Raw genomic sequence first — 22578 nt, forward strand, 5'->3', positions numbered from 1 at the left:
CGGGCGATTGGCCGGAGCGGCCGCAAACGCTCCATAATTGCGACTTATGTTAAATCTCGAACTCCCGGCATCCAGTCACAAAACCGGTGCGAATTTCCGACAGTTTCAGGAAAACGAATGTTTCTTCCTGTGATGTCTTGAAGGACGATGCGCGCAGTATCACTATTAGACTAAGCGTCCTAAAACCAAGTCTTGTTCATTGTTTTCACTCCCTGAGTGGCTGCGTTCCAAGCCAAAGCAGCTCACCAAAGCAAATCAAAAGCCAGAAGACGAGCTTGGTGCCGAACCGGTTGCGAAGGTCGGCACCAATATCGACCGGCCGGTCATCAATCTTTATCGACCCCATATCACCTCCGGGGATTGTCTGATTGTCACCGGGTATCAGGATTTCTTGTCTTCGCTGTCGATTTTGATGAAAGAATTGCCCGAACTGCGGGTTCTGGAAAACGACAGCGATATCCGGATACGGATATCGTTCGGGATCGACACAGCGAATACCAAAAGGCTGACCAACCCCAAACCAGTCACCGAAGAAATGAAACTCTACTGGCTGGAGCGCTCCGGGCTTCAAGTGGAAGAGGACCACGATCTTATCGCGGTGCTAGCAAAACACGCCATCAAAACCGGGAAAATTGATCTGCGTGTCTTCGATCCGGAACTCGCAAAACGCAAGTTGGGGATATCTGGAGATCGGCGGCTACACTCAAAAATCGTCAGCTCGCCAAAAGGTGCCGTCGCCGGATCCGCAAACTTTTCCTACTCAGGGCTCTACAGAAACATCGAGTATGCCGATGACCTGGATGCGGGCACTCATGAACTTCAGGTCGAACGCACAGAAGCCGCTGAGCAGGCTTGGGATGTATCTGTCGATTGGAATACCGAAGCGCTGGAGATACTAGAAAAGCTTATCAAACCGGTGACCGCCGAAGACGCGATGGCGCGTACGATCTCGGAGCAAAAGGGGTTTGAACCCTGGCTCACCGGTGATCGAAAAGAGATCACGGGTCATACCCTGTTTGGGTATCAACAGGACCTGACCTATGAGGCGTGTTCCATCGTCTATGACCATGGTATCGCTTTCGTAGAAGCGCCAACCGGCTCGGGCAAAACCGAGATCGGATGTCACTTGGGAGAAGCTTTGACGAAGACCTACTCAAAGGTCGTGCCCAGCTCTCCGGTGCATGGTGTCGCGCGCAATAATGCGGTGGTGATTGCACCCCCTAAGGTCATCCCAAGTTGGGAAAAATACTCAACTCCATCTCTGGACGCGAAGCCGAATACCAAGTTGGCAAAACAGAACCTGCGAGGCGCTGGGGATGACAAGGAACCCGGGCTCAGGCTCGAACAATATGGCATTCTGATCATTGATGAGAGCCATACTGTTACACCGGGCTTTGAGCAGGCATCTCAAATGGCATCCGCTATTGAGCTTGCCCCGCCGAGCTGGAATGTTTGCCTGTCCGCAACCCTACTTGGGAACCGCGATGTCGATTGGTTGACCCATATGCAGGAGAAACGCGCGTCCATTTTCATGACGCCGACTTTCATTCAGGCCATGGGCGAGTTGTTCGAGCGCGAAACCCAAGTTCCTAAGGATATCTTCAACCAGGATGCGCAACTGGCCGTCCTATCAGAGCCTGACACGACGCTCACGCGAGAGGCTCGCAACGCACTCGCTCAGTTGGTTTCGCCGTTTTTGACACGCAGACAACGGAAATGCATTGGCGAGGACGAAGATCCGACCAAGCACAGTTATCCAAGACTAGAAAACCACGGGCGCCCGAAGAAACTTAAGGTGACAAAGCCTCAGCAAACGCGCCTGGATGAGATTGTGGCTCTCTGCAAAGAACTTGCGCCTGGCGGTAGGGTGACCGCAGTCGAGAAAAGCCGCTTCGGACACGTCAGCACGCAACAAAGCACGCAGGATCAGCTCCACATCCGAAACCTTTTGAACATTCTGCGCGTGAGTGCCGCCCAAGCCCATTGGGAGATGTCTCAAGGGGCTATTGGCAAATCGCTTCGCGACTTCGAGCGTGGTGGAAAATCGAAGAAAAAGGTATCCCACCGCGACCAGTCCGACATGTTCGCAGCACTGGGAATAGAAGCGCCTGAACCCACAAAGAAATGCGACGCTCTAAACCAAAAACTTTGTCTCAGTGTTCTCAAGGAGCTTGATGAGAAGCGGTATGAGGCGTGCCTGAGAATACAAAATGAAAAAGACAGGGTCGTCTTTCTCGCAGAACGGACGGACACACTCGAGATTTTTGCAGAAGCGCTTTCGCGCAGAGGCCACCACACCAACTATGTCATGGGAAACCAAACCAAGGGTGAAGATCGCGCCGTGAAGGCGATCTTTGGAGATGGCCCCGACAGTTTCAAGCGTATCAAACAGGGCAAGTCCGTGGAGTCTTACTTCCGACCTGGAGGAAAGAACGAACCAAAAGGATCCGCATCGGTTTTTCTGACTTACAAGATGGCTGAAGGCATCAACCTTCAGTCGTCAGACACGCTGGTGTTGCTTGGTCTGACCTCGAACCTGAAAGAACTCATCCAAGGTCTGGGTAGGATCGACAGGATTGATAGTGAGTTCGGGGTCGTCAATTACCACCTTGTTGATGTGCCAGTAGGTCAGTTTGCATCTGACGAAAAAATCGCCCAGCGCATAGAGAACTATAAAACTTTGGCTGGGGAGGCGCTAATCGACGCCGTTTTAGAAGAAAGCACCGAAGACGCAGAAGTGATCCTTGCAAGTGTTGTTGAGTATCTGCGATCCCCAAGGCAGCTTCGCGACAACAACTTTCACGACGTTCTGGAACGCACCAAACAAACAATCCCCGAAGACCGCTACAAGCTCATCGACAAAGCCAAAATCCAGGGAACCTGGGGCGCGGAGTTGGCGCTCCTATCGGCCCGTGAGAAATTCACGGCGCTACATCTCAAAGGACTTAGCAAGAGCAATAGCTTCTTTCCGCCTCGCCTGCTGCTTCTTAAGGATACTGCGCCAGGCCTTATATTGGAACGCGACCAGCTAGCCTGTGTCCAATCGCTGGAGACTGCATACGAACGGACCAGAAGCCTTGGCATGGAGCACGACCACATGTCTCTGAAAGATCTCTCTGAAGCGCTAGAGACGATTTCAGAGCAGATCGGCAAGCTGACCGAGTGGGACTTGCGCCCGGCGCGCGTTGAGAGCCTCATGAAAGCCTGCGCCGAGTTCATGGGACGCAAAGGTGGTGTCGAACTCAGTGATCAAGAATGGTTTGGCCATCTTTCACTACCGGCCGTGGAAATGGTGTGCGAAGCGTGGAGCCGTGAGCTTGATCCCTTCTGGGAACAAGCGAAACACGAAGTGCGTGACAGCTTCGCCTATGAGGGTCTTCCCAAGGGGTACATCGCGCTTCAGGTTATCTTGGAAAAGCTCGAAAGTGATCATCAGGCGTCCGTTGAGATCCATGAAAAGATGGTCCGGGTCATCGAAGAAGCTGATCAGGTTTCACGCGGCCACGAACCCGCAATTGGACAGCGCATTTCAGTGGTGTTCTTTTCGGATGGCGCAGGCGAGCACTAGGCCGCCTCAGACAGCAGCGAAGCCAGATCACTCAGTTTTACCAAGTGTCCTCGCGTCGTCTTACCTTCAATTTGCGCACCATGGGTCTCAATCCCTTTGCTCTCAAAATCAGACAGGAGTTTTCGGGACGTAGTTCCTCTTGACCTAGCCAGTGTACCTACCGGCAAGTAGAGGGCGCGACGGACCCAATGATGCTTGGTTTTGTTTGGGACGGTCCACTTGGCACCGCCGCGATTTGGCGAGGAATGGGTGAACTCGCGATATTGGCAATTCTGCTCCCGCGCGTCGGGCAGTGGATCGCTTTGGCGGGCAGCCTTGCCATAGCGATTTCCTTTGCTCAGGTGGGACACTCGCTCGGAGAGCCCAGGGGGCTTCTCGCAGTCTTGCTGGTTCTGCATCTGCTGGCTGCCGCGTTTTGGGTCGGTGCTCTCCTGCCCTTACGCAAAGCAGCGCTCGCTTCCACTGGGGCCGACCTACTGCACCACTTTGGTAGTGCCGCTGCTTATGGAGTTGCCGTCCTGATTGTTGCGGACGCAGCGCTCGCGTGGTTGCTTTCGGGTTCACTGGCCGCCTTGTTCGGAACGGCCTATGGATTGGTGCTTTTGGTCAAGGTAATGATCGTTTCCGCCCTTCTTGGCATCGCGGCGCTGAACAAGCTGAGATTTGTTCCGGCTCTCAGGGCTGAGACGCGTGGCGCGACACTTGCTCTACGACGTTCGATTTCGATAGAGATTCTCGCTGTTGTTCTGATCCTGCTTGCAACGGCGACCCTAACCAGTGTGACGACACCTCCCATCAATCTCTGACGGCTTTGGGTCCGAAGCAGGAGCTGCAAATCCTTGTTACGAATGTCTGCTTTGGGCTGGAAGCGGCCATCCGAAAACCTTCCCCGGCAATACGGCGATGGCGCGAAACAAGCAAAGAATGAGACCCGAAGATATGGAGCCTCGAACCAAGAAAGTTGAAGGTTAATGCGCCCAAAGTTTTGGGCTAAAAATGCAACTCTTTGGGCGAAATGCAAAGCTATGGGCGCACCTACAAAAATTCAGAAGTCCAGATTTTCGACGCTCAGAGCATTTTTCTGTATGAATTCACGGCGCGGTTCCACGACATCACCCATCAATTTAGTAAACAGGTCATCAGCTTCGAGCATATCATTCACCCGCACCTGCAACAGCGTCCGTGCATCCGGGTCCAACGTGGTTTCCCACAGCTGATCTGGGTTCATCTCGCCCAGTCCCTTATAGCGCTGCAGGGACAGGCCCTTTTCACCCTCTTCCAGAATGGCACGCAACAGATCCAGCGGACCGTGGATGGCCTGCGACCGGTCGCGGCGGATCAGGGTTGCGGATGTGTTATAGATCTCCTGCAGGCTTTGGGTAAAGCTGCCGGTCTTGCGCGCTTCGCCCGAGCGCAGCATCGGGCCGTCCAGCGTACGCACCTCTTCAACGCCGCGCAGAATACGAGCCAGGCGGATGCCGTGATCCTGCGTGATCCGACCCTGCCAGCCACGTTCGTATTCCAATGCGATCAGGTCAAGACGGGCTGCGACCTTGTCGGCCACGCCTTGCAGATCGGCATCAACCGCACCGGGGACAAAGGCACCGGCCACGGCGGCCTGTTCCAGAATGTGGCGCGGATAGTGCGTCGGGAATGCATCCAGAACGCGTTTCAGCTGGCGCGCTTCGTCAACCACGCGCGCCAAGTCCTGGCCGGACAATTCCTCGCCCGAACCCAGTTTCAGCACCGCACCCTCGACGCCCTGATTGATCAGGTAGTCATCCAATGCCGCCTGATCTTTCAGATACACCTCGGACTTACCGCGCGCGACCTTATAAAGCGGCGGCTGCGCGATATACAGGTATCCGCCCTCGATCAGCTCTGGCATCTGCCGGAAGAAGAAGGTCAACAACAGCGTCCGGATATGTGCACCATCCACATCCGCATCCGTCATGATAACGATCTTGTGGTAGCGCAGCTTTTCGATATTGAACTCATCGCGGCCAATGCCCGTGCCCAGCGCCATTACCAGATTACCGATTTCCTGGCTCGACAGCATCCGGTCGAACCGTGCACGCTCCACGTTCAGGATTTTCCCACGCAGCGGCAACACAGCCTGTGTCAAACGATCCCGACCTGTCTGAGCCGAGCCGCCAGCCGAGTCCCCCTCGACCAGGAAAACTTCGGTCTTTGACGGGTCCTTCTCGGAACAATCCTTCAGCTTGCCGGCCAGATAGTTCACATCCATCGCCGTTTTGCGGCGGGTCAGTTCACGGGCTTTTCGTGCGGCTTCACGGGCCAGAGCAGCCTCGATGATTTTGCCCACGATGATTTTGGCTTCATTTGGGTTTTCCTCAAACCATTCAGCCAGCTTCTCGTTCACCATCCCTTCGACCGCCGGGCGGACCTCGGAACTGACCAGCTTGTCTTTGGTCTGTGAGGAAAACTTTGGATCCGGTACTTTGACCGACAACACGCAGGTCAGGCCCTCGCGCGCGTCATCGCCCGTAAAGCTGACCTTTTCCCTTTTCGCAATGCCGCTAGATTGGGCATAGTTGTTGATCGTGCGGGTCAGCGCACCCCGGAAACCCGCAATATGAGTACCGCCATCGCGCTGAGGGATGTTGTTGGTAAAGGGAAGAACCGACTCGTGATAGCTGTCATTCCACCACATCGCGATTTCGACACCGATATCGTCCCGCTCACCCTTGATATAGATCGGCTCGGGCATGGCAGACGACTTTGATCGGTCGAGGTATTTGACGAATTCCTTCACGCCGCCCTCATAGAACAGCTCGGTTTCCAGCCGTTCTGCGGGGCGTTCGTCGACCAGGATGATCCGCACACCCGAATTCAGGAAGGCAAGCTCGCGCAGGCGCTTTTCCAGCGTCTCGAACGAGTATTCGAGGTTCGAGAACGTATCAGTCGAGGCCAGAAAGCGCACCTCAGTCCCCGTACGGTCACCACATTCGCCGACCACTTTCAGATGCTCGACGGTTTCGCCCCCTTCGAACCGGGCAACATGTTCTTTGCCCTTGCGCCAGACGCGCAGTTCCAACCAGTTGGACAGCGCATTCACAACCGAAACGCCCACGCCGTGCAAACCACCAGACACTTTGTACGAGTTGCTGTCGAACTTACCGCCCGCATGCAGCTGGGTCATGATGACCTCGGCGGCGGACACGCCTTCTTCGGGATGGATATCCACCGGAATCCCGCGACCGTTGTCGCTGACTGAGACGCTGGAATCGGCGTGAATTTTCACTGTCACATGGTCGGCATGACCGGCCAGAGCTTCGTCAATTCCGTTGTCGACAACCTCATACACCATATGGTGCAGACCCGAGCCGTCATCGGTGTCACCGATATACATGCCGGGGCGCTTTCGAACTGCCTCTAAGCCTTTGAGAACCTTGATTGAATCCGCGCCGTATTCCTGCGGTGCCTGTGCGTCTTCGGACATGCCGTTAGTACCTATATTATTTTGGTAACTTATACGTTCTCTGGTGGGGAATGTCACGCGATCCCCCAATATTTTGTGCCAGAGTTTGGATTTTCAGCCGATCAAAGCTGATCGAGGTCTGCGGCGATATCTGCGGCGATTTCCTTGGCGTTGACGTCGCTGCGTTCAGCGGACAATCGCAGGCCCAACAGGTCGGATTGATAGCGCGCCGCAAGCCGCTCTGGATCGTGGTCAGGACCGATCTCTCGGGCCTGTTGCGCCTGCCTAAACAGCGTCGCAAAACATTGCTTCATCTCAGCCATATGCCGGCTGGCTTTCTGCGCTAGCTGGTGATCCCTGGCCTGCAATTCAGCAAAGGTCTTGGCGAGCATACAGGCCTGCACCGGCGTTTGGCTGGAATCGATCACAATCTGCGGCTGCGTCTTTAAAGCGGCCAGCGGCCCGATGTCTTCTGCCAGCGCTGTCAGCCGCGCTACTCCGTCCTGCGTGTAGCGTTCCAGCGCCAGCGCATAAAGCGCGTCTTTCGACCCAAAGGCCGCATAGAAGCTGCCCGGTTTCAACTTCAGCTCGCGCTCCAGATCCTTCAACGACGTCCCGGCCCAGCCGTGGCGCCAGAATATGTCGCGGGCCCGGGCGATCAGCGCGTCTCGGTCATAGGTAGGTTTGCGGGGCATCGACATCACCAATTCTTGAACGGTCACTCAAATATATACTTGAGTGATCACTCAAGAAAGACTATTTCCCACTCAGACATCAAAAAATGGAGCATCCACATGGCCGATTTCCCATCCCACGACCTGACCACCGCGCCCGAAGCATCCAAACCTTTGCTGGAAAAATCTCAGGCCGCGTTTGGCCGCCTGCCCGGCCTGCATAAGGTGATGGCCGAAAGCCCACAGCATTTGGAAGGCTACCAGGTTCTACATGGCCTCTTCATGCAGACCGATTTCGACAATGACGAAAAAACCGTCGTCTGGCAGACCATCAATGTCGAGAACGAGTGCCACTATTGCGTGCCGGCCCATACCGGCATCGCCAAGATGATGAAGGTGACGGATGACATCACCGAAGCGCTGCGCAACGAAACCGCGCTGCCCAATGCCAAGCTCGAGGCGCTGCGGACATTTACGCTGCAGATGATGCAGACCCGTGGCAATCCCACCGAGGCGCAGCTGCAAGCCTTCTTTGACGCTGGTTATTCGCACCGCGCCGTGTTGGACGTGGTGCTGGGCCTGGCGCAGAAAACCATGTCGAATTACGTCAACCACATGGCACAGACCCCAGTCGACGAAGTAATGCGCGGCTTCTTGTGGGAACGTAAGGTCAGCGAACCGGCCTAATCGACGATCGAGCCCTCATCACCTTCGGTGACAACCAAGGTCTGGGCGCGGTCCCCCAATTCTGCAAACAGTTCAGGCCCGGTGCCCGTCATCCAGGCCTGAGCCCCCAACGCGCAAATCTCTTCATAAAGCGCGGCGCGGCGCCCGGCATCCAGATGGGCGGCAACCTCATCCAGCAACACAATCGGCGGTGCCCCGATCATCCCGGCCAAAGCGCGCGCGTTGGACAGGATCAGCGAGACCAGCAGCGCCTTTTGCTCACCGGTCGAGCAATCCTTGGCCGGAACGCCCTTGGCGGCAAAGACGCCGTACAGGTCAGACCGGTGTGGCCCGACCAGTGTGCGCCCCGCCGCCAGATCGCGAAAGCGGCTTTCATTCAGCCCCTCACGCAGATCATCCGCCGTTTCCGGCATGGCACCTTCGGTTTGAACCAGCTCAAGATCAGCCGATGGAAAACCCGTTTCGGCCTGATCCTGTGCTGTGCGCAGATGATCCAGAGCGGCCATGCGCGCCACATGGATGCGATGCCCGGTTTCGGCCATCTGCCCCTCGAGCGCGGCGTACCAATGGGCATCGCGCACCTGTTCTTTCAGCAGCCGGTTGCGTTCGCGCATGGATTTTTCATAAATCAGCGAGGCTTCGGCGTGGGCAGGATCAAAGCTGAGCGCGATGCGATCGAGAAATCGCCGCCGCCCCTCAGCCCCCTCGATCCACAGCCGATCCATCGAAGGAATCAACCAGACAACCCGCGCCAGTTTACCCAGATCAATCTGACTGGCGGATTTGCCATCAATCCGAACCTGCCGCGCCGTGCCGCCTTCGGACCATGTCTCGATCTCGTAATGCTGTCCCTGTGCTTGCAGCAGACCGGATAGCTTCCAGCCCAGCGCCTCGGGGCGACGCGTCATCTCGGCCGCACTGGCCCGCCGCATGCCACGGCCGGGTGAAAACATCGAAACAGCTTCTAGGATATTGGTCTTACCCGCGCCGTTGGGTCCGTGAATGGCAACCGGGCGGCCATCCAGCGACAGACGCGCCAGTTTGTGAGAGCGAAAATGCGAGACCGTCAGTTCGGTCAGGGCCAAGGTCATGACCCCTCTCTTTCCTCAGCGATCAGCCCCCAAAGCCGATCAGACACGCATCGGCATGACCACATAGACCGCGCTCAGGTCATTGCCTTCGCGCATCAGGGTCGGATCACCAGCGGAGTTGAACAGGAACACCGCGTTTTCGCGATCTACCTGAGAAGCAATTTCCAGCAGGTATTTTGCGTTGAAACCGATCTCGAGCCGTTCATCTGAATATGCGACGGCCAATTCTTCCTCGGCTGCACCGCTGTCCGGTGCATTGACAGAAAGAACCAGTTTATCCGTATCCAGCTGCAGCTTTACCGCGCGCGAACGTTCCGACGATACCGTCGCAACCCGGTCGACGGCCTGCGCAAACTCAGCCGCATCCACTTCCAGTTGCCGCGTGTTGCCCTGCGGGATGACCCGTGTGTAGTCGGGGAATGTGCCGTCGATCACCTTCGAGGTCAGCGTGATATCCGGCGTTGCGAAACGCACTTTAGTCTCGCTGACGGAAACGGCGATATCCATCTCGTCATCGTCCAACAGCTTGCGCATTTCACCCACGGTTTTGCGCGGCACGATCACGCCGGGCATGTCCGCAGCCCCATCAGGAAGATCTGCGTCAATGCGCGCCAGACGGTGACCATCGGTGGCCACACAGCGCAGCACCTTGCCGCCTTCGGAGCCATCTGAAACATGCATATAGACGCCATTCAGATAGTACCGCGTCTCTTCGGTTGAGATGGCGAATTTCGATTTGTCGAACAAACGGCGCAGCAATGCTGCCGAAGCCGTAAAGTTCGACTGGTATTCTGATGAGGCCATAACCGGGAAATCTTCTTTCGGCAGAGTCGCCAGAGAGAAGTTCGATCGCCCGGCTTCAACCGTCAGGCGACCCGCCGCACTGTCGGCGGTCAGGGTGACCAACGCGCCATCGGGCAGTTTGCGCACAATTTCGTGCAGGGTTGTGGCGGCAACCGTGGTGGCGCCGGCCTTTTCCACCTGCGCAGGGGCCTTGTCGACCACTTCGATATCCAGATCGGTGGCGCGGAACATGGCCTGATCGCCTTCGGCCTCGATTAGAACATTAGCAAGTATAGGGATCGTGTTGCGTCGTTCGACGACTGATTGGGCCTGGGAAACGGCCTTGAGAAGGGTGCCGCGTTCGATGCTGATCTTCATACCCTTAATTCCTCTGACTTGCGTGCCGAAAATGGGCGGGACTGGCACGTTAGCGCCTCCGCCCTGAGGCACAAGGATTTTTTATGGATTTCTGAGTCGGTTTGCCCGCAGGGTCAAGAGGCGCGTGACCCTGCGGTCACAGTTCATAGCCAACCGTGGACTATTGCGCACAAAAAAACGCCCCGGCCATCAGGATCCGGGGCGCCTGTTTAATGCCTAGAAGATACTCAGGCTTCCAGCGCGCGACGCAGCATTTCCACGTCTTCGGCGATTTGGCCATCGGTTGTCTTCAGTTCTTCGATGCGTTTGACGCCATGCATGACCGTGGTGTGATCGCGTCCGCCAAACCGACGGCCAATCTCGGGCAAAGAGCGGCTGGTCAGCTGTTTGCACAGATACATCGCCACCTGACGCGGGCGCGCATAGGAGCGCAACCGCTTGGGGCCTATAATGTCGCTAAGGCGGATATTGTAATATTCTGACACTTTGCGCTGAATCTCTTCGACGGTAATCTTGCGTTCTGACGCGCGCAGCACGTCCGCCAGGCAATCCTGCGTCAGCTCCATGTCGATCTCGCGCCCGACAAGCGAGGCAAAGGCAAACAGCCGGGTCAAGGCCCCTTCCAAAACACGCACATTGGTCGAGATGCGATGGGCCAGGAATTCCAGCACCCCATCTACGATAGTCACGTCAGGATAGGTGCGGCTGTATTGCTGAACCTTGGTTTGCAGGATGCCCAGACGCAGTTCGTAATCAGTGGGATGCAGATCGACGACCAGACCACATTGCAGGCGTGATTTCACACGGTCCTCCAGGTCCTTGATCTCGCCCGGGGCGCGGTCGGCTGAGATGATGATCTGTTTGTTCTGGTCTACCAGCGCGTTGAACGTGTGAAAGAACTCTTCCTGAGTCGAATCCTTTCCAGCGATAAACTGGACGTCATCAACCATCAGCACATCGACCGAACGGAACAGGTGTTTGAAGTCCATCATCCGGCGTTCCCGCAGCGCCTGCACAAAGCGGTACATGAACTGTTCCGCCGACAGGTACAGAACATTCAATTCGGGATGTTTAGTCTTTAGTTCCCAGGCGATGGCATGCATCAGGTGGGTTTTACCCAAGCCGACACCGCCATACAGAACCAGCGGGTTAAAAGTCACGGGGCCACCTTCGGACACACGACGCGCGGCGGCATGGGCCAGCTCGTTGGGTTTGCCGACCACAAAGCTGTCAAACGTGAAACGAGAATCCAACGGCGCCGCCTGCAGGGATTCCAACGCATCATTCGCGGTCGCGGATAAAGTCTGCGTTTGCGCTTCCTGAACGCGGGCAGGCGCAGTTGCCACGTCGTTCGAAGGACGTACCGGAGAGTTCGCTGCCACTCGGAACGCGAGGCGCTGTACAGATTCTCCGGCGGTGTTCATCTCATACAGGATAAGATCCGCAAAATTCTGGCTCACATAATTGCCCATAAAGTTCGTCGGAACCGAGAACACCGCTACACCGTCCTGCAGCTCTTGGAATTCAAGAGGCTCGATCCAGGTGGTATAGTTGTTCTTTCCGATCGCCTTGAGCAGTTTGTTACGCAGTAGTCCCCATTTCTCTTGTGTCATTAAGCGCCTCACGCATCCCATTCTTTATTGGCCTGTCGGCCTTATTACTAAGCCCCGGTCGCCCGGATCACGATGTCACTCGCAAAAGGATACCCTGCGCCAAACCGCAGAAGTTTGGCGGGTTTGTCCCTGAAAGTCAGCACAATCCAAACTCGTGACATCCAGCACCTGAATATCCCGAAAAGCGGCCTGCGCTTCGCAATCTTATCTTTAGACAGGGCTCGGATCCTCGGTTACCCCAAGACCCTCAGCAGATCAGCAAACCGGTTTATCCGGATGCCAACATTCGTTCCTCGACCGCTCTGATGCCCGTCAGTACAATCGTAGGAACAGCCTGTCCCCCCAAGCGAGTGAATCGCTGTATCAGTGGTAACAAGAGGCCGACGTCTGCGGCAACGAAACTCTGATATTGACTCGGGTCTTTGTGCGAAAGAATCTCTCGGCAACGTGAAGACGCGGTATTCTGGCAACAGCAAAAGGGCGCCGCGATATGCGACGCCCTTCGGAATAGTTCAGCCATGCTTACGTGACCCTAGGTCACATAAAGACTCAGCCCAGCGCTTTGACGCGGGACGACAGACGGGACATTTTGCGGGAGGCTGTGTTCTTGTGGAAGACGCCTTTGGTGACGCCGCGCATCAGTTCGGGCTGAGCTGCGCGCAGAGCGGCAGTTGCTGCGTCCTTGTCACCGGATGCGATTGCTTCTTCTACTTTGCGCAGATAGGTGCGGATACGCGAACGACGCGCTTTGTTAACGGCGAAACGCTTTTCGTTCTGACGAGCGCGTTTTTTTGCCTGGGGCGAATTTGCCATGTGTCTCTGACCTTTGTTCGGTACGGTTATGTAGAATGCGCGCCGCGGATATCCGCACCGGATCAGAATCACGAGTGTGAGTCGGGCCAAGCGGGCCGCACGCGCATGTATAGCGGCGGTGCATAGACAAGTTTTGAGGCTTTGCCAAGCCGATTCTGTACTGCTGAACCGCGGGCAAGAAAAAGGCGGGCTCAGCCCGCCTGTTCGATACATATTTCGTGGCCGGTTTACTTGTCCCGGAACTGAGCCGAGCGTTTTTCCAGAAAGGCTGCCATGCCTTCTTTCTGGTCCTCGGTGGCGAACATCGAATGGAACACCCGGCGCTCGAACAACATACCTTCGCTCAACGGCACTTCATAGCTGCGGTTGACCGCCTCTTTTGCCGCCATGGTCGACAGTTGCGATTTCTCGGCAATTTTCTGGGCCACGCCAATGGCTTCTTCGATCAACTTCTTGGCCGGTACAATCCGGCTGACAAGACCAGAACGTTCAGCCTCTTCCGCGTCCATGAAGCGGCCGGTCAGATTCATGTCCATCGATTTTGACTTGCCGACGAACCGGGTCAGACGTTGGCTGCCGCCCAGCCCTGCAATAACGCCCAGATTGATTTCAGGCTGGCCAAACTTGGCAGTATCGGCGGCAATGATGAAATCGCACAGCATCGCCAATTCACAGCCACCGCCCAGCGCATAACCCGCAACTGCTGCAATGATAGGTTTGCGGATGGCCGAGATACGATCGTTGGCCTCGGCAAACAGGTTGACAGTGAAGACGTCAACAAAGCTCATCTCGGACATTTCTTTGATGTCCGCACCTGCGGCAAAGGCCTTGTCCGAGCCTGTGATGACGACGCAGCGTACCTTGTCGTTTCCATCCGCCTCTTCCAACGCGGTGCACAATTCACCCAGCAACTGAGTGTTCAGCGCATTCATCGCATCGGGGCGGTCGAGTTTGATGAGGGCGACGTGGTCTTCGATTTCGACGATGATCGTCTCAAAAGCCATGAGTTAAAGCTTCCGGTTGTTCCGTTCAGGTACGATTCCTTACCACGCGAAAAACTTGGATCAAGCTATCTTTGGCATTGCACACAATAGAAGGATGAGCGACCGGACTGGGTGATTCTCTTGATTTCTGCCCCGCAACCCCCTGTCCGGCAGGGCGCACCCTCGCGCCCGTAGACATCAAAGCTGTGCTGAAAATATCCAAGTTCTCCATCGGCTTGCCGGAAATCCCGCAGCGACGATCCACCTGCCTCGATCGCTTCCTGCAGCACTTGACGGATGATAGTAACCAACCCGGCAACGCGGGTAGAAGAAATCTGTCCCGCTTTGCGACGTGGCGACACTCGACCCCGATACAGCGCTTCGCAGACGTAGATATTGCCCAGTCCTGCAACGATTCCCTGATCCAACAGCGCTGATTTGACCGGTGTGTTCTTGCCTTTGAACGCTTCGATCAGATGCTGTTCATGAAAATCATTGCCCAAAGGCTCCGGTCCCAGGACCGATAACAGCTTATGATGCTCGGCGGTTGCCGTAGGTAGCAGGTCCATCGCACCAAACCGACGTGGGTCATTGAAGGTGATCCGGGCACCATTGGCCATGTGAAACACCACATGGTCATGTTTCTCGGGCATGGGATGGGTATGCGCAAATTGACCCAGCGGATCACCCGAGACCGTCATTCGCCCGGACATGCCCAGATGAATCAGTAACGTTTCGCCACTGCTAAGATCAGCTAGAATGTACTTGGACCGCCGCCGCAACCGATCGACCCGCTGGCCGGTCAAGCGTTCGGCCATCCGGTCAGGAAACGGCCAGCGCAAATCGGGGCGATTTACATCCGCCTGTTCGATCACGATACCTTCCATCGCCGGGGACAGGCCGCGTCTTACTGTCTCGACCTCGGGCAATTCGGGCATTTCCTGGCTCCTATTCCAAAGGGCCGCATTGTGCCCGGTTCTTATCGCCCTATAACAGAGGCGAAATTCGACAAACGGCAAGGCAAATGTCCGACAACAGCGACAAGACCACTCATTTCGGGTTCGAAACCGTGCGCGAGGCCGACAAGGCCGGGCGCGTGCAGGGCGTGTTCAACTCGGTCGCCTCAAAATACGATGTGATGAACGATGTCATGTCGATGGGCATTCACCGGATCTGGAAAGACGCAATGATGGACTGGCTGGCCCCGCGCACAGGTCAGCGCCTGCTGGATGTGGCGGGCGGTACCGGCGATATCTCGTTCCGGTTCCTGAAACGCGCAGGCCGTGGCCATGCCACCGTTCTGGACCTGACCGAGCCGATGCTGATCGAAGGCCGACAGCGTGCCGAGGCGGATCAGATGTCAGACAGTCTGAATTGGGTGGTGGGCGATGCGATGGCCCTACCGTTCGAGGATAACACCTTTGACGTCTACACGATCTCCTTCGGCATCCGAAACGTGACTCGCCCGCAAGAGGCATTGAACGAGGCCTACCGCGTATTGAAACCCGGCGGCCGCCTGATGGTTTTGGAATTCAGCCAGTTGCCCAATGACGGGCTGCAGAAACTCTATGACCTCTATAGTTTCAATGTCATCCCGCGCATGGGGAAACTGATCGCCAATGATTTTGACAGCTATCAGTATCTGGTCGAATCGATCCGTAATTTCCCGGATCAGGATACTTTCCTGAACATGGTCCGCACCGCCGGGTTCGACAACGCGAAATACCGTAACCTGACCATGGGCATTGCCGCGCTGCATTCCGGCTGGAAAATCTGATGCGCGGCCCTCACAATATCATCCGCTTGATCCGGACCGGCGCGACGCTGGAACGGACAGGTGCCATGAATGTCGTTCTGGACGCGTTCGAAGCACCACGCGCCCTGCGCGTTCTGGCCCACACCCTGGGCAAACCCTTTCAATGGCTGGGTTACAAAGGCGATCCGTCGATGCCCCCAGCCACCCGTGCCCTCACCGCCCTGGGACCTGCCTATATCAAGTTCGGTCAGGTTCTGTCCACGCGGCCCGACGTGGTTGGAGACGAACTGGCCGAACAGCTACGCGTGCTGCAGGACAAACTGCCCCCGTTCTCCAAGGCCGAGGCCATGGCCGAGGTCGAGAAAGAGCTTGGTCAACCCGTCGTAGAGATATTCGATGAGTTCAGCGAACCGATTGCGGCCGCCTCAATCGCCCAGGTCCATAAGGCCAAGTTGGTCAGCACAGGCGAGGATGTCGCCGTCAAGGTTTTGCGGCCGGGGATCGAACGTGCCTTCCGCAAGGATGTTGATGCGTTCTATTTCGCTGCCCGAATCGTGCAACTCTTCGCCCCCGGCGCGCGCCGCCTGCGCCCGATGGAAGTGATCGAACATTTCGACGGCGTCGTGCGTGGCGAGCTGGACTTGCGTCTGGAAAGTTCGGCTGCCTCGGAATATGCCGCAAACACCAAGGACGATTCCGGATTCTGGTTGCCCCCCGTGGTCTGGTCCCTGTCGGCGCGTCGGGTAATGACACTCAGCTGGGCAGATGGCATCCCGCTGGGCGACAATGGCGCACTGGATGCAGCCGGTCATGACCGCCGCGATCTGGCCGAACGCGTGCTGCGCCTGTTCCTGCTGCATGCTCTGCGCGACGGCTATTTCCACGCTGACATGCACCAGGGTAACCTGAAGGTCGCGGCAAATAGCGATATCATTGCCTATGACTATGGCATCATGGGCCATATCGACGAATACACGCGCCGGGTCTATGCCGAGATTCTCTTTGGCTTTATCCGCCGCGACTACAAGCGCGTGGCCGAGGTGCATTTCGAGGCCGGATATGTCCCTGCCAATCAGGATGTCGATGAATTCGCCCGTGCTCTGCGCGCGGTTGGAGAGCCGATCTTTGGTATGAACGCCACCCATATCTCAATGGGACGGTTGCTCAGCTATCTGTTCGAAGTCACTGAACGCTTCGGCATGGAAACCCGTACCGAGCTGATCCTGCTTCAGCGTACAATGGTTGTGGTCGAAGGCGTCGCGCGCTCACTCGACCCGCAAATGAACATCTGGGAAGTCGCCCGGCCCGTGGTCGAAGACTACATCAAACAATCCATCGGCCCCCGCGCCGCACTTCGCGATCTTGGCAAAACAGCAATGGTTCTGGCCCGGTTTGGTCCGCGGCTTCCAGCACTGGTAGAAAACGCATTGATTTCCCAAACCCAAAAGGATGAGCCGACCCGGTCGCGCCTATGGTCCGTTGCCTTGCCCGCCACCATTGGTGCCGCTACCGGCGCGGCCCTCGTCCTATTGCTGACAAGCTTCAGCTAAACCCAATCCCGCCCGCTTCATCCGACCAAAAATACCTTCGGGGGAATTGCGCCACAGGCGCGATGGGGGCCAAACAGCCCCCCTGCTTGGTTCGGTTTCAGAGCAGCTCAAAGGCAATGGCAATGCCCTGACCGCCACCGATGCACATGGTGACCAAACCCTTGGACCCGCCCGTGCGCTCCAGCTCATACAGGGCTTTCAGCGTTATAATCGCACCGGTTGCACCCACCGGATGGCCCAGCGCAATCGCCCCGCCATTCGGGTTTACCTTGGCGGCATCCAAGCCCAGCTCTTTGTTCACGGCCAACGCTTGCGCGGCAAAGGCTTCGTTGCTTTCGATCACATCGAAATCACCCAGCGTCAGGCCCGTCCGCGCCATCAGGTTTTGCACCGCAGGAACCGGACCAATGCCCATCACCTCGGGGCGTACGCCTGCGTGGCCATAGCCCAGAATGCGTGCCTTGGGTTTCAAGCCGGCCTTCTCGGCCGCCTCCGCCGTGGCCAGTACCATCGCCGCCGCACCATCGTTGATGCCCGACGCGTTGCCTGCCGTCACCCGGCCATCCTTGCGGAAGGCAGGACGCAGCCCGGCCAGCGCCTCGGCGGATGTCTGTTTGGGATGCTCGTCGACCATGAAATCGACCATGTCGCGCTTGACCTTGACCTGAACCGGCGTGATCTGGCTTTGGAAATACCCCGCCTCCAGCGCAGCCGCCGCACGGGTTTGGCTGGCCATCGCGAATTCATCCATCTGCTCACGGGTGATCTGGTGCTCATCAGCAACGTTTTCGGCCGTAATGCCCATGTGGCCAGTGCCAAACGGGCAGTTCAACGCGCCCAGCATCATATCCATCGAGGTGACATCGCCCATCTTCGCGCCCCAGCGCGCCTGTGGCACGACATACGGACTCCGCGACATGCTTTCGGCGCCACCAGCCACAGTGAATTCGGCGTCGCCCAGCATCAGGGATTGTACCGCCGACACAATCGCCTGCGCACCGGACCCGCACAGACGGTTTACGTTCATCGCGGGCGTTTCAACGGGGATACCGGCCTGCTTGGCCGCGGCGCGTGACAGGTACATGTCGCGTGGTTCGGTATTAATGACATGACCGAACACCACATTGCCGATTTGCTCGGGCGCAACTCCAGATCGCTCTATCGCCGCTTCAGTCACAACGGTCGCCAGATCAATCGGCGCAGTTGAAGCCAAGGCGCCACCAAATGTGCCAATCGCGGTGCGCGCACCATCAAGAATGACGATATCTTTCATGTCTCTTCTCCTCGTGGATTTGCGGGCACTATGCATCCAGCCATTGGAACTGTCCCATAGGACGTACCGTCACAAGCGGAATTGACATGAGGCCACCAAACGCGCATGAGATTCCGTCATGACGGAAAATTCAGACGATATCCTGACGCGCCTGCCCGCCCGCCTGAAAGAGGCCCGTCGTGCCAAAGGCCTGTCGCTGGAAGCTGTGGCCAATCTCAGCGGCGTGTCCCGATCCATGGTCAGCCAGATCGAACGCGGCGAAAGCAGCCCGACGATCTCGACCCTGTGGAACCTAACCCGCGCCCTGCAGGTGGATTTCGCTGGCCTGCTGGAAGAGGCCAATAACGCCGATCAGATCGAAACCCTGCGCAGCGACGAAGTGCCCAGCATCGACAATATGGGCCAGAATTGCCGCATCCGTATCCTCTCCCCGCCCGAAGAGGCCGGTGGCCACGAGGTCTACGATATCCGCTTTGACAGTGATGGCGCGCTGAACAGCCAACCACACGCCCGCGGCGCGCATGAACAGTTGACTGTACTTGAAGGTGCGGTGCGCGTCACCTCGGGCAGTGCCATCAGCGAGCTGAACCAGGGCGACACCGCGCGATACGCGGCGGACGTTCTGCACTCAATTACTGCCAAGAAGCCAGCAAGGGTGTTCCTGATCGTCAAAAATGCCTGACACCGGCGCATTTCCGCCTTTGCGGAAATTTTTCCTTCATACTGTAATTCCCCTATTTGGGAATTTCATCCGTTATGTTAGACATGCGACTCAGTTGAACGGAGATCGCCATGTCAGATGCATTCCTGTCCCATGTCACCGACACCCTCGTGCAGATCGAAGCGGAGGGTCTGTACAAGCGTGAACGAATGATCACCTCGCCCCAGGGCGGCGAAATTACTGTGGGCGACAGGCAGGTCATCAATCTGTGCGCCAACAATTATCTGGGTCTGGCCGATCATCCGGCACTGATCGCCGCCGCCAAAGACGCGATGGAGCCCAAAGGGTTCGGCATGGCCTCGGTCCGGTTTATTTGTGGCACACAGGACATTCACCGTGAGCTGGAACAGAAGCTGGCACAATTCCTGAATAAGGACGATGCGATCCTGTTTGCAGCCTGTTTTGATGCCAATGGAGGGCTGTTTGAGCCTTTGTTAGGGCCTGAAGATGCCATCATCTCGGACAGTCTGAACCATGCCTCAATCATCGACGGGGTACGGTTGTGCAAGGCCAAACGTTATCGTTATCTGAACAACGACATGAACGATCTGGAGGCCTGGCTGAAGCAGGCACGCGAGGACGGCGCGCGTCACATCATGATCGCGACAGACGGTGTGTTTTCGATGGATGGCTATCTGGCTAACTTGCCGAAAATCCGCGAACTGGCGGACAAATATGACGCCATTGTTATGGTCGATGACTGCCATGCCACCGGATTCATGGGTCCGAACGGGGCTGGTACACCGGATCATTTCGGTGTCGCTGTGGATATTCTGACGGGAACCTTGGGCAAGGCACTTGGGGGGGCAATCGGCGGTTATATCGCCGGGCCGCAGCCGGTGATCGACCTGCTGCGGCAGCGGGCGCGGCCCTATCTGTTCTCAAATTCGCTGCCGCCTTCAATCGTTGCTGCCGGGATCGAAGCCATCCGTCTGGTCGAAGAGGGCGACATGCTGCGCGCGCAACTGTTCGGCAACGCCAAGTATTGGCGCGCGGGATTGGAAAATTTGGGTTTTGACCTTCTACCGGGCGAACACCCGATCATCCCGGTAATGCTGGGCGAAGCACAACTGGCGCAGGACATGGCCGCAAAGCTGTTTGACGAAGGCGTTTATGTTTCGGGTTTTTTCTTCCCCGTCGTCCCGCGCGGTAAGGCACGGATCAGAACGCAGATGAATGCGACGCTGACAAAGGATGAGCTGGACCGTGCGCTGGCCGCCTTTGGCAAGGTCGGCAAAGAGCTGGGGATTATCTGATGCGACCCAATACGATGAAAGCGCTGGAAAAATCCAAGCCCGAGGAGGGGCTGTGGATGGTGCAGGCCCCGGTCCCCGAAATCGGCCCAGATGAAGTGCTGATCCGCATCAACAAGACCGGCATCTGCGGCACCGATATCCACATCTGGAACTGGGACGACTGGGCCGCCGCCACGGTGCCCACCCCGATGATCACCGGCCATGAATTTGCCGGTGAAATCGTTGAGATCGGGCGCAACGTGACCGGGCTTGAGATCGGCCAGCGCTGCTCCGGCGAGGGGCACCTGATCACAACCGACAGCCGCCAAAGCCGCGCTGGCAAGTTCCATCTGGATCCCGGCACGCGCGGAATCGGCGTCAACGAACAGGGTGCCTTTGCGCAATACCTGAAACTACCTGCCTTCAACGTGGTGCCTTTGCCCGATGACATTCCCGACGAAATCGGAGCCATTCTCGACCCGTTGGGGAATGCCGTGCACACCGCACTCAGCTTTGATCTGCTGGGTGAGGATGTGCTGATCACCGGTGCAGGCCCCATCGGCATCATGGCCGCCGCCGTGGCCCGCCATGCAGGCGCGCGGCATGTGGTGATCACCGATATCAATCCGGACCGCTTGACGCTGGCTGCGCATGTCGTGCCAACATTGCGCCCTGTCGATGTGACCAAAGAAGAATTGCAGGACGTGATCGCCGAACTGGGCATGCAGCAGGGTTTTGACGTCGGGCTTGAGATGTCAGGTTCACAAATTGCACTGGACCAGATGGTCGAGGCACTGGTGATGGGCGGCAAGATCGCTCTGCTGGGCATCCCACCTGGAAAATCCCCCGTGGACTGGTCCCGCATCGTATTCAAGGCCATCACCATCAAAGGTGTCTATGGGCGCGAGATGTTCGAGACCTGGTATAAGATGATTGCCATGTTACAAAACGGCTTGGATGTCAGCCGAGTGATCACGCACCGTTTCAAGGTTGATGAATTTGCCAAGGGCTTTGGCGAGATGAAATCAGGTCGATCCGGCAAGGTTGTTCTGGATTGGACCTAACCCTCTGGCGTTAAACGGCTTCACCCCCTAAACAGGAGGGAACTCAGGTGTTTGGAGGCGCAGATGAGCGACAAGGACAACCGGTATCTTGAACGCGGGATCGAGGACACTCTGGTCACGGATTTCGCCGAAACCCACCGCAAGAGCTATGGCGATTTCCTGCAGCTCAAAACCCTACTGAATCTGCAAAAGACGTTTCAGGATCCCGCGCAACCAGATGAGATGCTGTTCATCATCATCCATCAGGTCAGCGAGCTGTGGCTGAAGCTGATGCATCACCAGCTGGTCGAAGTGCGCCGCTTTCTGCAAGAGGACGAATTTGGCCCGGCAATGAAGAATCTCGACCGGGTCAAAGCAATCCAGCGGCAGTTGATTTCCGCGTGGGAAACGCTTCTGACCATGACCCCCGCCGATTACATGACCTTTCGGCAAGCACTTGGCAGCTCCTCGGGATTTCAAAGCTATGGCTATCGTCAGATTGAATTCATTCTGGGCAACAAGGATGCCTCGACCCTGAAGGTTCACCAGCATGATCCCGAAGTCATGGAATTATTGGATGCCGCACTGACCAAGCCTTCGCTTTACGACGAAGTGCTGCACATGCTGGCCCGGCAAGGGTTTGACGTGCCTGATGACCTGCTGAACCGTGACTTTGCACAACCATATTCCGGCGACCCGCGCGTGGTGAAAATCTGGGCTCAGGTGTTTCACAATACCGATCAGTATTGGGACCTCTATGCGCTGGCCGAAAAGCTGATGGACGTTGAATCTCTGTTCCAGCGCTGGCGGTTTGACCATGTCACAGCGGTCGAGAGAGTTATTGGCAACCAGCCAGGTACAGGCGGGTCCAGCGGTGTGTCGTTCCTGCGCAAAGCGCTGGACTTGCGGTTCTTTCACGATCTCTACGATGTGCGCACCGAATTGATGTATAGCGGGCAGGAGTAGGC

Annotated in this window: 18 protein-coding genes; 9 read left to right on the top strand and 9 right to left on the bottom strand. The window is 56.8% G+C overall.

The features are described 5' to 3' along the window. The first annotated feature begins 199 nt into the window (after nucleotides 1-199). Both AC2FFB_RS09425 and AC2FFB_RS09430 read left to right on the top strand, forming a co-directional pair. Nucleotides 200-3568 (top strand): DEAD/DEAH box helicase family protein, encoded by a 3369-nt coding sequence (locus AC2FFB_RS09425; protein ID WP_496874832.1) that lies wholly within the window; start codon nucleotides 200-202, stop codon nucleotides 3566-3568. A gap of 191 nt (nucleotides 3569-3759) precedes the next feature. Next, nucleotides 3760-4374 carry a CopD family protein gene (locus AC2FFB_RS09430; RefSeq protein WP_496874833.1) on the top strand — a complete coding sequence of 205 codons (615 nt, stop codon included), beginning with the start codon at nucleotides 3760-3762 and terminating at the stop codon, nucleotides 4372-4374. Nucleotides 4375-4613: 239 nt separating this feature from the next. Here AC2FFB_RS09430 and gyrB read toward each other — a convergent pair whose 3' ends face one another. Beyond that, the gene (gyrB, locus tag AC2FFB_RS09435; protein WP_496689842.1) at nucleotides 4614-7031 is read right to left on the bottom strand and encodes a DNA topoisomerase (ATP-hydrolyzing) subunit B; all 2418 of its coding nucleotides are present in this window, start codon (nucleotides 7029-7031) and stop codon (nucleotides 4614-4616) included. Nucleotides 7032-7132: 101 nt separating this feature from the next. Next, nucleotides 7133-7705 carry a TetR/AcrR family transcriptional regulator gene (locus tag AC2FFB_RS09440; RefSeq protein WP_496678621.1) on the bottom strand — a complete coding sequence of 191 codons (573 nt, stop codon included), beginning with the start codon at nucleotides 7703-7705 and terminating at the stop codon, nucleotides 7133-7135. A 99-nt stretch (nucleotides 7706-7804) separates the two neighbouring features. On the opposite strand from AC2FFB_RS09440, the gene AC2FFB_RS09445 reads away from it, so the two are divergent. Continuing rightward, nucleotides 7805-8371, top strand: coding sequence for a carboxymuconolactone decarboxylase family protein (locus tag AC2FFB_RS09445; protein WP_496823540.1), 567 nt, complete (start codon nucleotides 7805-7807; stop codon nucleotides 8369-8371). On the opposite strand, the gene recF is transcribed toward AC2FFB_RS09445, so the two are convergent. The 6 genes from recF to mutM all read right to left on the bottom strand — a co-directional run bounded on the left by recF (nucleotide 8368) and on the right by mutM (nucleotide 14970). Further along, nucleotides 8368-9462: a DNA replication/repair protein RecF gene (recF, locus tag AC2FFB_RS09450; protein WP_496689843.1), complete on the bottom strand. Its 1095-nt coding sequence runs from the start codon at nucleotides 9460-9462 to the stop codon at nucleotides 8368-8370. The two genes, AC2FFB_RS09445 and recF, sit on opposite strands and share 4 nt — an antisense overlap. A gap of 39 nt (nucleotides 9463-9501) precedes the next feature. Continuing rightward, nucleotides 9502-10623: a DNA polymerase III subunit beta gene (dnaN, locus tag AC2FFB_RS09455; protein WP_271950744.1), complete on the bottom strand. Its 1122-nt coding sequence runs from the start codon at nucleotides 10621-10623 to the stop codon at nucleotides 9502-9504. Nucleotides 10624-10850: 227 nt separating this feature from the next. Next, nucleotides 10851-12236 (bottom strand): chromosomal replication initiator protein DnaA, encoded by a 1386-nt coding sequence (gene dnaA / locus AC2FFB_RS09460; protein WP_142638224.1) that lies wholly within the window; start codon nucleotides 12234-12236, stop codon nucleotides 10851-10853. Between the two features lie 549 nt (nucleotides 12237-12785). Further along, entirely contained in the window at nucleotides 12786-13049 is a 264-nt protein-coding gene (gene rpsT / locus AC2FFB_RS09465; RefSeq protein ID WP_037313205.1) for a 30S ribosomal protein S20, read from the bottom strand. A gap of 227 nt (nucleotides 13050-13276) precedes the next feature. Continuing rightward, a complete protein-coding gene (acuK, locus tag AC2FFB_RS09470; RefSeq protein ID WP_496689845.1) occupies nucleotides 13277-14053 on the bottom strand; it encodes an acryloyl-CoA hydratase in 777 nt (258 codons plus the stop codon). 65 nt (nucleotides 14054-14118) lie between these two features. Beyond that, complete coding sequence (gene mutM / locus AC2FFB_RS09475) at nucleotides 14119-14970, bottom strand: bifunctional DNA-formamidopyrimidine glycosylase/DNA-(apurinic or apyrimidinic site) lyase (protein WP_496694102.1); 852 nt, start codon at nucleotides 14968-14970, stop codon at nucleotides 14119-14121. An 86-nt stretch (nucleotides 14971-15056) separates the two neighbouring features. Between mutM and ubiE the strand changes: the two genes are divergently transcribed. Both ubiE and ubiB read left to right on the top strand, forming a co-directional pair. After that, on the top strand, nucleotides 15057-15809 hold the full coding sequence (ubiE, locus tag AC2FFB_RS09480; protein ID WP_496874834.1) for a bifunctional demethylmenaquinone methyltransferase/2-methoxy-6-polyprenyl-1,4-benzoquinol methylase UbiE: 753 nt from the start codon (nucleotides 15057-15059) through the stop codon (nucleotides 15807-15809). Further along, on the top strand, nucleotides 15809-17338 hold the full coding sequence (gene ubiB, locus AC2FFB_RS09485) for a 2-polyprenylphenol 6-hydroxylase (protein WP_496689848.1): 1530 nt from the start codon (nucleotides 15809-15811) through the stop codon (nucleotides 17336-17338). Before ubiE ends, ubiB begins: the two co-directional genes overlap by 1 nt. A 97-nt stretch (nucleotides 17339-17435) precedes the next feature. On the opposite strand, the gene AC2FFB_RS09490 is transcribed toward ubiB, so the two are convergent. After that, complete coding sequence (locus AC2FFB_RS09490) at nucleotides 17436-18611, bottom strand: acetyl-CoA C-acyltransferase family protein (RefSeq protein ID WP_496874835.1); 1176 nt, start codon at nucleotides 18609-18611, stop codon at nucleotides 17436-17438. Between the two features lie 118 nt (nucleotides 18612-18729). Between AC2FFB_RS09490 and AC2FFB_RS09495 the strand changes: the two genes are divergently transcribed. The 4 genes from AC2FFB_RS09495 (at nucleotide 18730) to AC2FFB_RS09510 (ending at nucleotide 22576) form a co-directional block, all read left to right on the top strand. Then, complete coding sequence (locus AC2FFB_RS09495; protein WP_496713920.1) at nucleotides 18730-19293, top strand: helix-turn-helix domain-containing protein; 564 nt, start codon at nucleotides 18730-18732, stop codon at nucleotides 19291-19293. A 110-nt stretch (nucleotides 19294-19403) separates the two neighbouring features. Further along, nucleotides 19404-20588 carry a glycine C-acetyltransferase gene (locus tag AC2FFB_RS09500; RefSeq protein WP_496874836.1) on the top strand — a complete coding sequence of 395 codons (1185 nt, stop codon included), beginning with the start codon at nucleotides 19404-19406 and terminating at the stop codon, nucleotides 20586-20588. Nucleotides 20589-20602: 14 nt separating this feature from the next. Beyond that, complete coding sequence (gene tdh / locus AC2FFB_RS09505) at nucleotides 20603-21631, top strand: L-threonine 3-dehydrogenase (protein ID WP_496692743.1); 1029 nt, start codon at nucleotides 20603-20605, stop codon at nucleotides 21629-21631. 63 nt (nucleotides 21632-21694) lie between these two features. Then, a complete protein-coding gene (locus AC2FFB_RS09510; protein WP_142638241.1) occupies nucleotides 21695-22576 on the top strand; it encodes a tryptophan 2,3-dioxygenase in 882 nt (293 codons plus the stop codon). Nucleotides 22577-22578: the final 2 nt, after the last annotated feature.

Source organism: Ruegeria sp. YTSA219, from assembly GCF_059609985.1.

Excerpts from the sequence above, each read along its gene's own strand:
- AC2FFB_RS09510 (WP_142638241.1), top strand. The coding sequence starts at position 21,695 with ATGAGCGACAAGGACAACCGGTATCTTGAACGCGGGATCGAGGACACT.
- rpsT (WP_037313205.1), bottom strand. The coding sequence starts at position 13,049 with ATGGCAAATTCGCCCCAGGCAAAAAAACGCGCTCGTCAGAACGAAAAG.
- acuK (WP_496689845.1), bottom strand. The coding sequence starts at position 14,053 with ATGGCTTTTGAGACGATCATCGTCGAAATCGAAGACCACGTCGCCCTC.
- AC2FFB_RS09430 (WP_496874833.1), top strand. The coding sequence starts at position 3,760 with ATGCTTGGTTTTGTTTGGGACGGTCCACTTGGCACCGCCGCGATTTGG.
- mutM (WP_496694102.1), bottom strand. The coding sequence starts at position 14,970 with ATGCCCGAATTGCCCGAGGTCGAGACAGTAAGACGCGGCCTGTCCCCG.
- AC2FFB_RS09445 (WP_496823540.1), top strand. The coding sequence starts at position 7,805 with ATGGCCGATTTCCCATCCCACGACCTGACCACCGCGCCCGAAGCATCC.
- dnaN (WP_271950744.1), bottom strand. The coding sequence starts at position 10,623 with ATGAAGATCAGCATCGAACGCGGCACCCTTCTCAAGGCCGTTTCCCAG.
- AC2FFB_RS09495 (WP_496713920.1), top strand. The coding sequence starts at position 18,730 with ATGACGGAAAATTCAGACGATATCCTGACGCGCCTGCCCGCCCGCCTG.
- ubiE (WP_496874834.1), top strand. The coding sequence starts at position 15,057 with ATGTCCGACAACAGCGACAAGACCACTCATTTCGGGTTCGAAACCGTG.
- recF (WP_496689843.1), bottom strand. The coding sequence starts at position 9,462 with ATGACCTTGGCCCTGACCGAACTGACGGTCTCGCATTTTCGCTCTCAC.
- ubiB (WP_496689848.1), top strand. The coding sequence starts at position 15,809 with ATGCGCGGCCCTCACAATATCATCCGCTTGATCCGGACCGGCGCGACG.
- tdh (WP_496692743.1), top strand. The coding sequence starts at position 20,603 with ATGAAAGCGCTGGAAAAATCCAAGCCCGAGGAGGGGCTGTGGATGGTG.
- dnaA (WP_142638224.1), bottom strand. The coding sequence starts at position 12,236 with ATGACACAAGAGAAATGGGGACTACTGCGTAACAAACTGCTCAAGGCG.
- AC2FFB_RS09500 (WP_496874836.1), top strand. The coding sequence starts at position 19,404 with ATGTCAGATGCATTCCTGTCCCATGTCACCGACACCCTCGTGCAGATC.
- AC2FFB_RS09490 (WP_496874835.1), bottom strand. The coding sequence starts at position 18,611 with ATGAAAGATATCGTCATTCTTGATGGTGCGCGCACCGCGATTGGCACA.
- gyrB (WP_496689842.1), bottom strand. The coding sequence starts at position 7,031 with ATGTCCGAAGACGCACAGGCACCGCAGGAATACGGCGCGGATTCAATC.
- AC2FFB_RS09440 (WP_496678621.1), bottom strand. The coding sequence starts at position 7,705 with ATGCCCCGCAAACCTACCTATGACCGAGACGCGCTGATCGCCCGGGCC.